General features: G+C 61.3%; 16 protein-coding genes. 5 read left to right on the forward strand and 11 right to left on the reverse strand.

The features are described 5' to 3' along the window. Positions 1 to 36: 36 nt before the first annotated feature. From ACLK1G_RS19070 to ACLK1G_RS19100, 7 genes are all read right to left on the reverse strand, one after another. Entirely contained in the window at positions 37 to 717 is a 681-nt protein-coding gene (locus ACLK1G_RS19070) for a C39 family peptidase (protein ID WP_420766838.1), read from the reverse strand. Between the two features lie 76 nt (positions 718 to 793). After that, positions 794 to 1,771 carry a heme utilization protein gene (locus ACLK1G_RS19075; protein ID WP_420766839.1) on the reverse strand — a complete coding sequence of 326 codons (978 nt, stop codon included), beginning with the start codon at positions 1,769 to 1,771 and terminating at the stop codon, positions 794 to 796. Positions 1,772 to 1,831: 60 nt separating this feature from the next. Continuing rightward, positions 1,832 to 2,407: a fibril amyloid subunit FapB gene (fapB, locus tag ACLK1G_RS19080; protein WP_420766840.1), complete on the reverse strand. Its 576-nt coding sequence runs from the start codon at positions 2,405 to 2,407 to the stop codon at positions 1,832 to 1,834. Between the two features lies 1 nt (position 2,408). After that, positions 2,409 to 2,855 (reverse strand): hypothetical protein, encoded by a 447-nt coding sequence (fapA, locus tag ACLK1G_RS19085; protein ID WP_420766841.1) that lies wholly within the window; start codon positions 2,853 to 2,855, stop codon positions 2,409 to 2,411. Between the two features lie 306 nt (positions 2,856 to 3,161). Further along, complete coding sequence (locus ACLK1G_RS19090) at positions 3,162 to 3,686, reverse strand: AAA family ATPase (RefSeq protein ID WP_420766842.1); 525 nt, start codon at positions 3,684 to 3,686, stop codon at positions 3,162 to 3,164. After that, the gene (gene pnuC, locus ACLK1G_RS19095) at positions 3,683 to 4,246 is read right to left on the reverse strand and encodes a nicotinamide riboside transporter PnuC (RefSeq protein ID WP_420766843.1); all 564 of its coding nucleotides are present in this window, start codon (positions 4,244 to 4,246) and stop codon (positions 3,683 to 3,685) included. The genes ACLK1G_RS19090 and pnuC overlap by 4 nt, the downstream gene beginning before the upstream one ends. A gap of 235 nt (positions 4,247 to 4,481) precedes the next feature. Next, a complete protein-coding gene (locus ACLK1G_RS19100) occupies positions 4,482 to 6,116 on the reverse strand; it encodes a methyl-accepting chemotaxis protein (RefSeq protein WP_420766844.1) in 1,635 nt (544 codons plus the stop codon). Positions 6,117 to 6,392: 276 nt separating this feature from the next. Between ACLK1G_RS19100 and ACLK1G_RS19105 the strand changes: the two genes are divergently transcribed. Both ACLK1G_RS19105 and ACLK1G_RS19110 read left to right on the forward strand, forming a co-directional pair. Beyond that, a complete protein-coding gene (locus tag ACLK1G_RS19105; RefSeq protein WP_420766845.1) occupies positions 6,393 to 7,223 on the forward strand; it encodes an undecaprenyl-diphosphate phosphatase in 831 nt (276 codons plus the stop codon). Beyond that, positions 7,220 to 7,642: a DUF1294 domain-containing protein gene (locus ACLK1G_RS19110; protein WP_420766846.1), complete on the forward strand. Its 423-nt coding sequence runs from the start codon at positions 7,220 to 7,222 to the stop codon at positions 7,640 to 7,642. Before ACLK1G_RS19105 ends, ACLK1G_RS19110 begins: the two co-directional genes overlap by 4 nt. A gap of 4 nt (positions 7,643 to 7,646) precedes the next feature. Here ACLK1G_RS19110 and ACLK1G_RS19115 read toward each other — a convergent pair whose 3' ends face one another. Together ACLK1G_RS19115 and ACLK1G_RS19120 are read right to left on the reverse strand one after the other, a co-directional pair. Next, on the reverse strand, positions 7,647 to 7,997 hold the full coding sequence (locus ACLK1G_RS19115) for an MmcQ/YjbR family DNA-binding protein (RefSeq protein WP_420766847.1): 351 nt from the start codon (positions 7,995 to 7,997) through the stop codon (positions 7,647 to 7,649). Further along, positions 7,994 to 8,902: a LysR substrate-binding domain-containing protein gene (locus ACLK1G_RS19120; RefSeq protein WP_420766848.1), complete on the reverse strand. Its 909-nt coding sequence runs from the start codon at positions 8,900 to 8,902 to the stop codon at positions 7,994 to 7,996. The genes ACLK1G_RS19115 and ACLK1G_RS19120 overlap by 4 nt, the downstream gene beginning before the upstream one ends. 129 nt (positions 8,903 to 9,031) lie before the next feature. On the opposite strand from ACLK1G_RS19120, the gene ACLK1G_RS19125 reads away from it, so the two are divergent. Both ACLK1G_RS19125 and ACLK1G_RS19130 read left to right on the forward strand, forming a co-directional pair. Beyond that, positions 9,032 to 9,640: an FMN-dependent NADH-azoreductase gene (locus ACLK1G_RS19125; protein WP_420766849.1), complete on the forward strand. Its 609-nt coding sequence runs from the start codon at positions 9,032 to 9,034 to the stop codon at positions 9,638 to 9,640. Positions 9,641 to 9,823: 183 nt separating this feature from the next. After that, complete coding sequence (locus ACLK1G_RS19130; protein WP_420766850.1) at positions 9,824 to 10,861, forward strand: alpha/beta hydrolase family protein; 1,038 nt, start codon at positions 9,824 to 9,826, stop codon at positions 10,859 to 10,861. Here the strand turns inward: ACLK1G_RS19130 and ACLK1G_RS19135 are convergent. Together ACLK1G_RS19135 and ACLK1G_RS19140 are read right to left on the reverse strand one after the other, a co-directional pair. Then, on the reverse strand, positions 10,855 to 12,048 hold the full coding sequence (locus ACLK1G_RS19135; RefSeq protein ID WP_420766851.1) for an MFS transporter: 1,194 nt from the start codon (positions 12,046 to 12,048) through the stop codon (positions 10,855 to 10,857). The two genes, ACLK1G_RS19130 and ACLK1G_RS19135, sit on opposite strands and share 7 nt — an antisense overlap. 345 nt (positions 12,049 to 12,393) lie before the next feature. Continuing rightward, positions 12,394 to 13,980: an ABC-F family ATPase gene (locus ACLK1G_RS19140; RefSeq protein ID WP_420766852.1), complete on the reverse strand. Its 1,587-nt coding sequence runs from the start codon at positions 13,978 to 13,980 to the stop codon at positions 12,394 to 12,396. A 404-nt stretch (positions 13,981 to 14,384) separates the two neighbouring features. Between ACLK1G_RS19140 and lpxO the strand changes: the two genes are divergently transcribed. After that, positions 14,385 to 15,284 (forward strand): lipid A hydroxylase LpxO, encoded by a 900-nt coding sequence (gene lpxO, locus ACLK1G_RS19145; RefSeq protein WP_420766853.1) that lies wholly within the window; start codon positions 14,385 to 14,387, stop codon positions 15,282 to 15,284.

Below are 15,284 nucleotides of genomic sequence, written 5' to 3' on the forward strand. Positions count from 1 at the left end.
GCTCCTTTTGTATTTTTATTGGCAGTTGTCCGGCGATTAGAAAAAATCGCTCTGAATGAAGCCGAAATCCATTAGTTCCGCGTCCTTGACCGGGTTGAAGCCGTCCAGTTTGTTGCGTGCCGTCAGGGGTTGCGGTGGGCTGCGCAACGCGTTGGTCTTGTCGTAGCCGGGGCCGACGATGGCGAAGACGATGCCGTTCCAGCCTTTGACGAATTCGTCATGGGCGTAGCGTTTGTGCCCCAGCACCGGGTCAGCGATGTAGACCCATTGCTTGTCGGATCGCTGCAGTACCACGAAGTGCTTGTAGCCGCGTATATCCATCAGGACCACGACTGGAATCGTCACCGCGGAAAGTTTCTCCGGCGGTATCCGATAGCCCCGGGCGCGCATGCCGATGGTTTCGACGTAGCGTTTCATGTCCAGCATGGAGAAGCCCTGGGTACGAACCAGGTCGTGGTCGGCATTGACCAGCATGCCCTTGATAACCTGTTCTTCATCCACGTCGAGCCAGTAGGCCTGGCGCAACACGGTGGCCAGTGCGGCGGCACCGCAGCTGAAGTCGGTTTTCTGCTCGACGATGTCGCTGAACTTGCGTTCGCGCACGCTCTGCACCGGTTTGTAGACGAGCATGCCGCCAGGCAGGGCGGCAACGGGCATCTGCGCGGCTTCGCTCGCGCAGGCAAAGCATAGACACAGGCAAAGCGCTCTCGCACGCATGATCGATACGCCTAGTGGATATCGGGAAAAGCCCCTGTGGGAGCGAGCAGGGCCCGCTGCCACAGGGAAGCTTTTTTTACATGCAGGCCTTGCAACCCGCAGCAATCGACAGCGAGTTGCTCTGCTGATTGCCCACGCCCGCCGACACGTTGGCGCCGCCGTTGCCGGAGAAGCCGTTCATGGAGTTGGTCATGGTTGCGTTGTTGATCACAGGGTTTTTCCAGCCGTCGCGGGTCAACACTTGTTGGGTGTTGCTGCCGGCCAGTTCGAAGGTGCCGACGGCGGAGAACTTGAACTTGTCGTCGTCGTGACCGCCACCGTAACCGCCTCTGTTGCCCCAGCCGCCGTCATCTTCGACGGTACCGTTGCCTTTGGCCTTGAAGGTGCCAGAAGCCTCGTAGCTGTTGGTAAGGGTGACAACCTCGTTTTTCTTCACGCCTTTGTTGTCGACCACCAGGCCGGTGGAAGACTGGTCAGCCGATGCAGCGGCTTGAGCCACCCGGCCGCCCGACACAGCGATGGCCAGGTTGTTTTTCTGCTGGTTGAAGTTGCCGGCGGTCACGTTGATGCCGATGTTGCCGGAGCCGTTGTTGCCCGCGTTGGTGAGCGACGCGTTGTTCAGCGTGGAGTTGTTCTTGACGTAGTTGTTGTTATTGACTTGCGTGGCGCTGGACATGGCAACAGCCGAGCCGAAGATAAAGCTTTCATCGGCGGTGGCCAGTGCGGCGGCATTGTCCTGCTGGTTGCCATCGCCGGCGGCGATGTTGGCGCCCATGTTGCCGTTGCTGCCATTGAGGGAATCAGTGGCCTCGGCGGTGTTTCGGGTCGCCTGGTTGGTCACTTCGTTGCCGTCGCTATTCTGCACATCCAGCACCGTGGCCCCAGCGCCGGCGCTGATGGAGAGCAGTTGTTCCAGCGTTGGCCCTTTAGGACCGTGGTTGCCATGGCCGTTGCCATGACCATTGCCGTGACCGTTTCCGTCAGCCTGTGCAGCCATTGCCATGACAGCGGCGAGAGCGAAAACCAATGGTTTGAGCGCCATTGTGGGTTTCATGGTGTTTCTCCTTGCGTGTCGTTGGTTAAGTGTCGGTACTTTCTTATGCGCTGCGCCGGGTCAGTCAGCGACCCGGATGCTCAGGGTGTTAGCCATGCGGTTCCCCACCCCGGCACTCTGATGCACCTGGATAACCCCTCGGCTGCCGGTGAAGGCCTGGTCGCTCGTTGCGACCTGGCGGCTGCCGGTTGGGGTGTCAGTTGCTCCGGAGTTCGGTACCAGCGCCACGTTCTGTTGAGACAGGGCGCTGTCGTCCATGCTTTGCGGGCGGGCACTGATGCTCACCCGCATGACATTGGCCATCTGGTTGTTGGCGCCGGCGGACTGGTTGACGCCCAGCACGCCGTTGCCGTTGGTGAATGAGCTGTCACCAATGCGCGCGCTTGCGTTCATCGATGCACTGGCCGGCGTGTCGAGGCGTTGCCGCACGACGGTGGTCGCCTGGGCGTCGGTGCCAATGGCAATGGCCCGGGTGTTGGTCTGTTGGGTCCGGTCCCCGGCCGCCTGGTTGACATTGAGGTTGCCGGTATAGCGACTGCCGGAGTTCTGCAGATCGGCATGGCTCACCGCCACGCCTGGATCGGCGAGCACGGCGGATGAACCGAGCAGCGCGATCAGGAGCCAGGTCGAATTCATCTCACTGGCCTCCCGCCAGGCGGCCCAGTGGGGCCAGGCCGGAACTCAGCGAACGGTTGATGGTGCCGGAAATGGCGCCGCCGCTACCGCCACCGTGTCCAGCGCTCATGCCCGGCATGCCGTTGGGATTGGTCACGACGTTGAGGCCTTGCACGCCGGTATTCGGATTGACCGTGTTGCGGATCGTCGAGCCGCTGGCAATGCCGGCGAATTCGCCGTCGCTGAGCTCAGTGCTCGCGGTTGCCTGGTTGATCCGATCGGAAGGGTTGGCGTTGACGGTGGTCGGGTAGGGGTCTTTGCCGCCGTTGCGACCGATATGGACGGGCTGCACGTCACGGTCGAGTACGATGACGCCGTTGCCCTCGGCTTGTGCCGGCAGGCTGAGCGTTGCCGCGGTGGCGCAGCCGAACAGCAACAGACAGGTCAAGCTTGTGTTGATAGTCCCCATGACTTCGTTCCTTCTGCACTTGGCGCTGGCCCTAGTCAGCGTTGCGAAGGAGCGGAGCAGGTGTTGTGCCGGATTTGGAAAAGCGCGGGTTTTCAGTAAGTTGCGGGAATGACCAGGCGAGCGTCAGGCAATCTGTTTCATCGATGAAACATGCCTGCCGACGGGCTACCGGCCACAGGCCACTGTTTGGCCCCAGAATCGGGGTTGGGAGAAGGTGTATCAGTGACTTGACAGTCAGGCTGCCAAACCCTTGAGGCGGCGGTGGATCCGCGTTTGGCGAGAGCGGGATGTATCAGGGATGAAACATCACGCTTGGAGCAACCGGGAGACGGCAGCCAGAACTTGCTCGCGGCGCTGCGCCCAGTCACCTTCGATTTTCAGGAAGGGTTGCCGGTGGCGAACCAGCCAGTCTTCAATGGCATCAAAAAAAATCACCCGTTCGGCGAGGGCAGGCTGACAGCGCAAACCGTCGCCGATCCATTCGACCTGTTCGGGGCTGAGGAGCAGGTGTAAGTCGTAATGGCGTGCCAGCAGGGCCGGTTCGAGCCAGGCCGGGCAGTCGCCGAACAGCGTCTGGCTCCAGAGGATATTGCTCAACAGGTGCGTGTCGAGGATCAACAAGGCCGGTTGTCGCGCCCGGGCCGCATCTTCCCAGGCCAGTTGCCCCGTGGCGATAGCGGTAATGTCGTCCAGGGACGTCTCGCGTTGGGTCTGTTCCATGAAGTGGCGCACGTATTCATCCACCCGCACGCCGCCGAAATAAGTCTGCAACTGGGCCGCCAACCAGCTCTTGCCGCTGGATTCCGGACCGGTCAGCACCACCACCTTCATGTGCGCAGCGCCGGGTCGGCACGCCATTCCCGCCAGCCTTGCACCGCCAGCAGGGTAAACAGGGCGTAGAGGGCGGCGGTCAGGTACAGATCCTTGTAGATGAACAAACCCACGAAAGTCACGTCGAGGACAATCCACAACGGCCAGCACTGCACGCGTTTTTGCGCCATCCACCACTGGGCAACCAAGCTGAACCCCGTGAGCGCCGCGTCGAGCCAGGGTTGCGCGGCGTCGGTCCAATGGGCCATCGCACCGCCCAACATCAAGCTACCCGCCGCACCGATGGCAAGGCCGAGCCACACCGACGGCGCGCCCAGGCGAGTGACCTGGCGTCCCTCGTGATCGCGCCCGGCACGGGTCCACTGCCACCAGCCATACAGCTGCAGAACCGCGTAGACCACCTGCAACAACATGTCGGAATAAAGCTTCACTTCGAAGAAAATCCAGCTGTACAGCAGCACCATGACCAGGCCGATCGGCCAGCACCAAGGGTTCTGCTTGACGGTCAACCAGACAGCGATCACGCCGAGGGCTGCGGCAAACAGTTCAAGCCCGGACATGGCGATTCCTTGGGGAAGTCGGAGAGGGCGGGGATTGTAAACGCTATGGGGCGCAGAGCTCCAACTTCAGCGCTGAACGCATTGGCGCTATCGCGAGCAAGCTCACAAGGGATTACGGTGTAAATCCGCACTCCAGATCATCTCGCAACCCTGTGGGAGCGAGCTTGCTCGCGATGGCGCCGGGTCAGCTGGCATCCATGTTGGATGTGCTAGCGCATCGCGAGCAGGATGCATCTCAGACCCGGAACTGCTTGAGCAACCCGTTCAGCTGTTCGCTCAAGTCTTTCAGGCGCGCGCTCGCCAGGCTCGACTGCTCGGCGGCCACGGCGGTGCTGTGGGAGAGGCCGGCGGCCTGGGTGACGTTCTGGTTGATGTCTTCCACCACATGGGCCTGTTGAAGAGTGGCGCTGGCGATGGAAGCGTTCAGGCTGTTGAGGTTGCGCAAGGCTTGGCCGATGGCGTTGAGGCTGGCACCGGCCAGGCCCGCTTGTTCGATGGTCAACTGCGAGGCCCGGCTGCTGTCGCTGATGACTTTCACCGCGGCTTCGGAGTGGTTTTGCAGGCGTTCGATCATGGCCTGGATTTCCGCCGTGGATTTCTGCGTGCGCTGGGCCAGCAGACGCACTTCGTCGGCCACTACGGCAAAGCCGCGGCCTTGTTCGCCGGCGCGGGCGGCTTCGATCGCGGCGTTGAGCGCCAGCAGGTTGGTTTGTTCGGCGATGGAGCGAATCACCTCCAGCACGCTGCCGATCTGGGTGCTTTCACTCGCCAGGGTGCGAATCACTTCCACGGCCTGGTCGATGGTCTGCGAAAGCCGGTCGATCTGTTGCAGGCTGCCGTCGATGTTGACCTGGCCTTGCTGGGCCTGGGATTCGGCGTCGCGCATTTCGCTGGCGGCATGTTCAGCGTTCTTGGCGACGTCCTGCACGCCATAGGTCACTTCGTTGATGGCGGTCGCCACCAGTTCCATCTGTTGGGATTGCTGCTGGCTGCGCTGCTGGGCCTGCGCGGCGTCGTTGCCCAGTTCGCTGGATGATTGCCCCAGCGCACTGGCGGAGATCTGCAACTGACCCACGACTTGCCGCAATTTTGCGGTAAAGGCGTTGAAGTGTCGCGCCAACTGGGTGACTTCGTCCTGACCGTGGGTGTCGAGGGTGCGGGTCAGGTCGCTTTCACCGCTGGCGATGTTGGCCATGGCGTTGACGGTGTCCTGAAGCGGACGGACGATGCTGCGCACGATCAGCGTCAGCAGCAGGCCCATGACCAAGGTAATCGCCAAACCGATCAGCGCGGCCTTGATCACCTGGGACTGAAATTCTGCCTGGACGTCATCCACATACACACCGGAGCCAATGATCCAGCCCCACGGTTCGAACAGTTTGACGTATGACGTCTTGCCGACCGGCGCGTCGGCGCCCGGCTTGGGCCAGAGGTAGTCGACCATCCCGGCGCCCTTGGCCTTGGCGATGGTGACCATCTCGTTGAACAGCGCAAACCCGTTGGGGTCGCGGATCGCCGAGAGGTTCTGGCCTTCGAGTTTGGGATTGGTGGGGTGCATGACCATGACCGGCGTCAGGTCGTTGATCCAGAAATAGTCGTTCTGGTCATAGCGCAGCCCGCGGACCGCGCTGAGGGCCTGCTTCTGCGCCGCATCGCGCGTCAGCGTGCCGGCGGTTTCCAGGCCATGGTAGTAGCTCAACACACCGCTGGCGGTCTGGACCACGTGTTGGGTCTTCTGCACCTTGGCCTGATACAGGTCCGTGTGGATCTGCTTGAGCATAAACGCGCCCAGCGTGAACAACATCACGATGGCCACGACCAGGATGAGCCACAAGCGTCGGCTGATCGATACACTGCGCAAGCTATTCATACGCTGTCACTCCGGTTCTTATTCTTGTCATTTTTAACGACGGCCGGCACTTTAACGCTCGGCAGGTACGCGTGATGGACCTGGGTCATGACGCGGCAGCGTTATCAGGGCTTGTCTGATAGGATTTCGGCCCCGCAGCGCAAAACCTGAGCCGGTTCTGCTTTTTTCATTGGTTTTTTTTGCAAGGTCGCGGTTATCGTGCAGCCCGCTGCGCTCGCCGCGTAATGTTTGAATATAGATAAGGCCTGGATAGACAGGCTTTTTTTTGGGGGATGAATGGATTTGTGGACTGCCTTTTCGGCATTGATTCTTGGCGTGGTAGAGGGCCTGACGGAGTTTCTGCCGATTTCCAGCACGGGGCACCAGATCGTTGTTGCGGATTTGCTCGGGTTTGGTGGCGAACGTTCGATGGCGTTCAACATCATCATCCAGCTCGGCGCGATCCTGGCGGTGGTCTGGGAGTTTCGGCGCAAGATTTTTGATGTGGTGTTGGGACTGCCGACCCAGCCCGGCGCCCGTCGATTCACCGCCAACCTACTGATTGCCTTCTTTCCCGCGGTGATATTGGGCGTGCTGCTTGCCGACTGGATCCATCATTACCTGTTCAACGCCATTACCGTTGCGACGGCGCTGGTAGTGGGTGGGTTGGTGATGCTGTGGGCCGAGAAGCGCCAGCACACGGTGCACGCCGAAACCGTCGATGACATGACATGGAAGGACGCCCTGAAAGTCGGCCTGGCCCAGTGCATCGCGATGATTCCCGGCACCTCCCGCTCCGGGGCAACCATCATCGGCGGGCTGCTGTTCGGCCTGTCGCGCAAGACCGCCACGGAATTCTCTTTTTTCCTGGCAATGCCGACCATGGTCGGCGCGGCGGTTTACTCCGGCTATAAATACCGCGAATTGTTCGTTCCGGCGGATTTCCCCGTGTTTGCCATCGGCTTCATCACCGCGTTCATCTTCGCCATGATCGCGGTCAAGGGCCTGCTGCGCTTCATCGCCAGCCACAGCTATGCAGTCTTCGCCTGGTATCGGATTGCGTTCGGCCTGTTGATCCTGGCGACCTGGCAGTTTGGCTGGGTGGACTGGACAGCGGCCAAGCCATGAACGATTCAGGCCGGCGCGGCGCGCGTCACCCCAGCGGGGCCGTGCAGAACCTGCGGCTCAAGCTGGGCGTGTTCGCGCTGCTGTGCGCCTTGCCGCTCGCGGGGTCGCTTCTGCTGGGGCTGCAAGGCGAGTCCTGGGTGCCGATGACAGCTTACGGCGTCGTCAGTGCCGTGGCGTTTTTGCTCTACTGGAGCGATAAGCGCAAGGCGCGTTCGGACGCCTGGCGCACGCCGGAAAATGTGTTGCACGCCGTCGAGCTGGCCGGTGGCTGGCCCGGTGCGTTGCTGGCTCAACAGGTGTTTCGCCACAAGACCCGCAAGGTTTCGTTTCAGGTGGTGTTCTGGTTCGTCGTGTTATTGCACCAGGGGTTCTGGGTGGATCAGTTGTTCCTGGGTGGGCATCTGCTGGCGTTGTTATAGGACGCTACAGCAACAACCCAACCTGCGTCCGCTTCGGCAATTTGCTGACCACCAGTTGATGGGAGCGTTGCAGCAACCCCCGCAATTCGTCATCGCCCAGCGGGTAGGGCACGTTCATGATGATCCACTGCGCCCGGGCCAGATAAGGCGCGGGGTGAATGCCGGGCCGGTCGCAGTGGCCTAGAAACAGATCCTTGTCGACCTTGAACGCCAACGAATCACTGCGCAGGCCCTGCAAGGCGAACATCTTGTTTCCAGCGATGGAAAATACCCGCACGCCGCCCCACTTGTAGTCTTCCCTGACCCCAGGCAAGCCCAGGCAAAACCGTGCGACATCCTCTTCGCTCAAGCTCATAGCGTTTTCTCTCCACATTGTTCGAACGCCGCCACCAAATGATCGATCCAGGCGCGCACCGCCGGCAGCATACCGCGCCGGTGAGGATAAACCGCCAAGAGCCAGCCATCGGGGGATGACCAGCCAGGCAACAACTCCACCAACCTGCCGTCGCGCAATTCCTCTTCGCAATACATGCTCGGCAGCAGGGTAAAGCCCAGGCCGGCGAGGGCGCAGGCGCGGCGCACGATGAAATCATCGATGCCCAGGCGCGCTTCCAAGGCCAGTTCGGTGCTTTGGCCACGGCGGTCAAGCAGGCGCAGGTGAACCTGTCGATCTGCTTCCAACGCCCCCAGCACCGGCAGTTGCCGTAGATCCTCAGGGGTTTCGATTCGCCGCCCCTCGGTAAAGGCGGGGCTGGCGACCATGATCAACCGGGCCTGGCGCAAGCGGCGGGTCATCAACAGTGGGTCCTCGTCACCCAGGTCTCTCACCCGCAGCGCCACGTCGATGCCTTCGCTGACCAGGTCCACCCGCCGATTGAGCAGAATCATCTCCAGTTGGACCTGCGGGTATTTCGCCAGGAAAGTTTCGATGATCGATGGCAAAAACTGGTGCGCCAATCCCACCGGGCTCGACACCCGCAGCCGTCCACGGGGCTCGCTGGACATGCTCGCCACGGCCTCGTCGGCCATCTCCGCTTCCAGCAACATCGCCTGGCAGTGGCGAAGGTAGCGTTCACCCACGGCGGTCAGCTTCAGTTGGCGAGTCGTACGTTGCAACAGGCGAGCATTGAGACGCTCTTCCAGCTCGGCTATACGCCGTGACAGCCGCGACTTCGGTATGCCGAGCAAGCGCCCGGCCGCCGCGAAGCCGCCGGCCTCGACCACCTTGGCGAAGTAATAAAGATCGTTGAGGTCCTGCATGGCCAGCTCGATTGTCCTGTCAGTGGAACAAACTATCGCATTGTTGGTGTCTTATCGGCTATTGGTTTCATCGATAGGATTGTTCTCAATTGATCGCCTGGTCGCGATCCTCACTTGGAGAGCACTCACATGAAACTGTTGCACATCGATTCGAGCATCCTCGGCGACAACTCCGCTTCGCGCCAATTGAGCCGCGAACTGGTTCAGGCTTGGACAGCCGCCGAGCCGGGCATCACCGTCACTTACCGCGACCTGGCGACCGACGCCATCAGCCACTTTTCCGCCCAGACGCTGGTCGCCGCCGGCACCAGCGCTGAGCTGCGCGATGCTGCCCTCAAGCACGAAGCCGACCTCAGCGCATCGACCATGGCCGAATTCCTTGCGGCAGACGCCGTCGTGATCGCTGCTCCGATGTACAACTTCAGCATTCCGACCCAGCTCAAGGCCTGGATCGACCGCATCGCCGTGGCTGGTCAGACGTTCCGCTACACCGAAGCCGGCCCCGAAGGCCTGTGCGGCGGCAAGAAGCTGGTAATCGTCTCGACCTCCGGCGGCCTGCATGCCGGGCAACCAAGTGGCGTAGGCCATGAGGACTACCTGAAGCAAATGTTCGGGTTCCTGGGCATCACCGACATCGAATTCGTCCGCGCCGAAGGCTTGGCCTACGGTGATGACATGCGAAGCAAAGCGATAAGCGAAGCCAAGCTGCAGATCGGCCAGCAATTCGCTGCCGCGTAAGGCTTGCGTAAAGGCGCCAGGCGCTTCGGGCAACCTTTGCAAAACCCTGTATTCTCGTCGCCATGAAGCGGCTGGAATACGGGGTTTTTTCGTATGTCGGCGCGGGGCTGGATGGCGCAGGTTATGCACGGCCAGAACGCTAACGACGGGGCCTTCCCCGTGCGTGCGAAGGTGGAAGATTCGATGACACGTGTTGGTGCAGCATTACTGCTTTGTCTGTTTGCCTGCCTCGGCCCGGTGCAGGCCGCGCCGGCGCCGCATCCGCATTGGAGCGCCGGTTTCCATGAGTTGGATTTTCTCGATCCGCTGGACCAGCAGCCGATGCATGCCATCGTGTTCTATCCGTCCACCGCCAAGGATCAGTCCAGCTCCCTGGGCGGCTATCAGATCGACGCGGCGCAGGATGCCCAGATCGCCATCGGCCGGTTTCCATTGCTCATGCTCTCCCACGGCAACACCGGCACGCCCTTGGCCCTGCATGACCTGGCCACGTCGCTGGCACGCAAGGGGTTCGTGGTGGTGGCGGTGATACATCCGGGGGACAATGCCCAGGATCACAGCCGACTCGGTACTTTAAGCAATTTGTACGGGCGGCCGATCCAGATCTCCGAAGCCATCACCGCAACGTTGAACGACCCCATGCTCTCGCCATTCGTCAATGCCGGACAGGTGGGCGTGATCGGCTATTCGGCGGGCGGTGAAACCGCCTTGATTCTTTCCGGCGCCACGCCAGACCTCAATCGCCTGCGGCGCTATTGCCAGGAACGGCCCGATGACCGTGACGCCTGCAATACCCAGGGTGAGCTGATTGCCGATCGCGATGACCTGTCGCCGGTGGCTGATCCCAGGGTTCGCGCATTGTTGCTGATGGCGCCATTGAGCCTGAAATTCGGCCGTCACACGTTGGCCGACGTCCATGTGCCGGTGCTGCTCTATAGTGGCGACGGCGACAAACTGGTGGCGTTTGACAAGAACGCCGCGGCCCTGGCGCGCAAGCTGCCCACCGCGCCGGACTTCAAGACATTGGCCGGGGCCGGCCACTTCGTCTTCATGGCCCCATGCACCGACGAGCAGATCGCGGCAATGCCGGCGCTGTGTACCGATGCCGATGGGGTCGATCGCAAGGACATCCACCGCACCATGATCTCCGAGGCCAGTCGCTTCTTCAGCCAGGCACTGGGCAAGCCGACCCGCGCGGGCATGAGGACGGCCGATCAGTGATCGCTACGCTCGGCCCGCCGGCGCAGCAGTAGCGCCAGGCCCAGGCCGATAAGCGACAACAAGGCCGCGAAGAAAAAGATCGACGAGTAGCCGAGGTTCAACGCCACCGCGCCCATCAGTGGGCCGGCAATCGCCAATGCCAGGTCGAAGAACACCGCATAGGCGCTCAACCCGGCACCTCGGCTGCTGTTGGGCACCTGCTTGATGGCTTCCACGCCCAACGCCGGATAGACCAGCGACAAGCCGAAACCGGCCAGGCCCGCGCCCACCAGGGCAAACGCGGTGGAGGGGGCGAGCCAGAGCATCACCAGCCCCACGGTCTCGATGCTCATGCAGACAATGGCCGAGCTGAAGCCACCGAAACGGGCGATGCTGGAGATGAACAATAGCCGCGACAGGATGAAGCAGATGCCGAAGACCGTCAGGCACCACGCCGCGCCGGTCCACCCGCGGCTGACATAGAACAGCGTAATGAAGGTGGTGAGCGTGCCGTAGCCGATCGAGGCCAGGCACAGGCTCGCGCCAAAGGGCGAAATGCGCCCGAACACGGCCCAGAAGGGTAGGCGCTCACCGCGCACGACCGGTACCGACGGCTTGTTGCGAATCAGCAGCAGCGCCATGCCGGCCAACAAGGACAAGGCGATGCCCAGGCTGTCGAAGCCGAGGCTGCCGACCATCACCACCCCCAGCGGCGCACCGATGGCGATGGCGCCGTAGGAAGCAATCCCATTCCATGAAATCGAGCGGGCGGTGTGCTCCACGCCGACCTGGCCCATGCACCAACTGATCGTCCCGACACCGATCAGCCCTTGGGCGACCCCCAAGAGCAAACGTCCCGCGATCAGGATCACCAGGCTTGGTAGCGGGAAATCCTGCAGCAATGTCGAGATCAGCGTCAGCACGCCGCTGAGCAGAATCCCCAGCAAACCATACACGATGGCCCGCTTGGTCCCGACGCTGTCCGACAGCCTTCCGGCCATGGGGCGGCTGAGCAGGGTCGCCAGGTATTGCGAGCCGATGGTCAGACCCGCGATGACGGCGCTGAAGCCCAATTGATCGTGGACATAGCCTGGCAACACGGCGATGGGCAGGCCGATGCAAAGAAAGGCGATAAAGGTGTAGAAAACGATGGAGACGATCTGCAAGGTGATCGACAAGGAGCTGGGAGCGGGCTGGGCTGTTGGCATGGTGGCTCGTTCGCGGGCAGCGGCAGGAGTGCTTCATCATGGCGCGTGGCGGGGAGAAAAGGAAGCTGGCTAACGGTTGTTGAGCGGGATGGCTGTGCCAACGCCATCGCGAGCAGGCTCGCTCCCACAGTGTTTGGGTGTACTTGAGCCCTGGGGCAGGCCACGAGTGCCCCGTGGGAGCGAGCTTGCTCGCGATGGCGGTGGGTCAGGCAATGGGATGCTGGCAGGAGTGGCCATTTCGCGACCAGGCTCGCTCCCGCCGGTTTTTGGGTTTAGAACGAAAAAGCCCCGTCACTTGGACAGGGCTTTCGCTTGCAGCTTGAGGCTTACGGCTCGTGGCTGTTCTTAGAACATCACGCCCTGGCTGCGCAGGTAGTCATCGTAGGTGCCGCTGAAGTCGACCACGCCATCGGCGCTCAGCTCGATGATGCGGGTCGCCAGGGACGATACGAATTCGCGGTCGTGGCTGACGAAGATCAACGTGCCCGGGTAGTTCTCCAGCGCCAGGTTCAGCGCTTCGATGGATTCCATGTCCAAGTGGTTGGTCGGTTCGTCCATCACCAGTACGTTCGGCTTTTGCAGGATCAGCTTGCCAAACAGCATGCGGCCCTGTTCACCACCGGAGATGACTTTGACCGACTTGAGGATCTCATCGTTGGAAAACAGCATGCGACCCAGGGTGCCACGGATCATCTGTTCGCCCTGAGTCCACTGGCCCATCCAGTCGAACAGACTGACGTCGTCCTCGAAGTCGTGGGCGTGGTCCTGGGCGTAGTAGCCCAGTTCCGCGCTTTCGGTCCATTTGACCGAGCCGGCGTCCGGTGTCAGCTCGCCCATCAAGGTGCGGAGCAGGGTGGTCTTGCCGATGCCGTTGGGGCCGATGATCGCCACGCGCTCGCCGGCTTCGACGGTGAAGCTGAAGTTCTTGAACAGCGTCTTGCCGTCGAAGCCCTTGGACATGCGCTCGATGGTCACGGCCTGGCGGTGCAGCTTCTTGGTCTGTTCGAAGCGAATGAACGGGCTGACGCGACTCGATGGCTTGACCTCGGCCAGCTGGATCTTGTCGATCTGCTTGGCGCGGGAAGTGGCCTGCTTGGCTTTCGAGGCGTTGGCCGAGAACCGGCTGACGAACGTCTGCAATTCGGCGATCTGGGCTTTCTTCTTGGCGTTGTCCGACAGCAACTGCTCGCGGGACTGGGTGGCCGCGATCATGTATTCGTCGTAGTTGCCTGGGAACAGGCGCAGCTCACCGTAGTCCAGGTCGGCCATGTGGGTGCAGACGCTGTTGAGGAAGTGCCGGTCGTGGGAAATGATGATCATGGTGCTGTTACGCGCCGTGAGGATGTTTTCCAGCCAACGGATGGTGTTGATGTCCAGGTGGTTGGTCGGTTCGTCGAGCAACAGCACTTCCGGATCGGAGAACAATGCCTGGGCGAGCAACACACGCAACTTCCAGCCTGGGGCGACTTCGGTCATCGGGCCGAAATGCTGTTCCAGGGGAATGCCCAGGCCCAGCAGCAGTTCACCGGCGCGGGATTCGGCGGTGTAGCCGTCCATCTCGGCGAATTCGGTTTCGAGCTCGGCCACGGCCATGCCGTCTTCTTCGGTCATCTCCGGCAGCGAATAAATGCGGTCGCGCTCGGCCTTGACCTTCCACAGCTCTTCGTGGCCCATGATCACGGTATCGATCACGGTGAATTGCTCGTAGGCGAACTGGTCCTGGCGCAGTTTACCCAGGCGCACGTTCGGCTCCAGCATCACCTGGCCACCGGATGGCTCGAGGTCGCCGCCTAGGATTTTCATGAAGGTCGACTTGCCGCAACCGTTGGCACCGATCAGGCCGTAGCGGTTACCCGCGCCAAATTTGACAGAGACGTTTTCGAACAGCGGCTTGGCGCCGAACTGCATCGTGATGTTAGCTGTAGAAATCAAAGGTTTATCCTGCGGAACATTCAGAGTAGCTAAGGGTGCGGCAGTACCTGTTCAGTACCTGTTTGCGCCGATCCGCACCGCGCTGGAAGCTTCGCGGTCGCAAGCGCAAGGGTCCATCCGGCATAAGAGGACAGCTGCATACGGAGCGCCTCGCCCGAATGGATAGGCGCCGAGGTCGGTTTTCCGGCATCGGCCAAAAGGGGGCGCGTGATATTGGGCGGCGATTGTACTGATCTGGACGCGTTAACGATAGGGTATTGCCCGGGCGAGACAGTTTTTCACAACTGAGGATAACTTTCAGTTACAAAGTCTGGCTAAAATGCCATCTCACTCGACGCCCTCTACCTCGCCGCTTGGCTGGCCAGGAGACGCCGCCTGTCAACTCTTGCATTGTGACGGACTCCGTGAAGCTCATCATCGTTGCGATCTATATCCTCTCCATCGGCTATGTGCATCTGCGTGGGCGCGTGCGGCATAAGCTCGGACGCCAGCTGAGCGATCACTCGTCCTTCCTCGCGCCGGTCAATTGCCTGCTCTACCTGTGCTCGAAATTCCCCAACAAGCCGTTCCTCAGCCCAGGCGAGTTCCCGGACCTGAGCCCGTTGCAGGCCCATTGGGAAGAAATTCGCGCCGAGGGTCAGAACCTGTTGCAAGCAGGCGAGATCAAGCGCTCGAACCAATATGACGACGTGGGCTTCAACTCCTTTTTCAAGACCGGCTGGAAGCGTTTCTATCTCAAGTGGTATGGCGACAGCCATCCGTCGGCCATGAAGCTGTGCCCACGCACCACCGAGCTGGTGCAGGGCATCGGCTCGATCAAGGCGGCCATGTTCGCTGAACTGCCGCCGGGCTCGAAACTGGTCCGACATCGTGATCCGTACGCCGGCTCCTATCGCTACCACCTGGGCCTGCAGACGCCCAATGATGCCGGTTGCTACATCGATGTCGACGGCCAGTCGTATCACTGGCGGGACGGCGAGGCGGTCATATTCGACGAGACGTTCATCCATTACGCCGAAAACACGACGCCAGATAACCGCATCATCTTGTTCTGCGACGTGGAACGGCCCATGAAGTACCGTTGGGCCACGGCGTTCAACCGTTGGTTCAGCCGTACCGTGATGTCCTCCGCTGGAGCGCCGAACGACGCCGGTGACAAGACTGGCGGCCTGAACCGGGCGTTTTCACGGTTGTACAAGATTCGTCTGCAAGGCAAAGCGCTGAAGAAACGCAACCGCAAGTTGTACTACTTGCAGAAATGGGCGTTCTTCGGCGCTCTGCTGGCTATTTTCGTCTGGATCTGA

Source organism: Pseudomonas algeriensis, assembly GCF_048847255.1.
In the GTDB taxonomy this organism is placed as follows: domain Bacteria; phylum Pseudomonadota; class Gammaproteobacteria; order Pseudomonadales; family Pseudomonadaceae; genus Aquipseudomonas.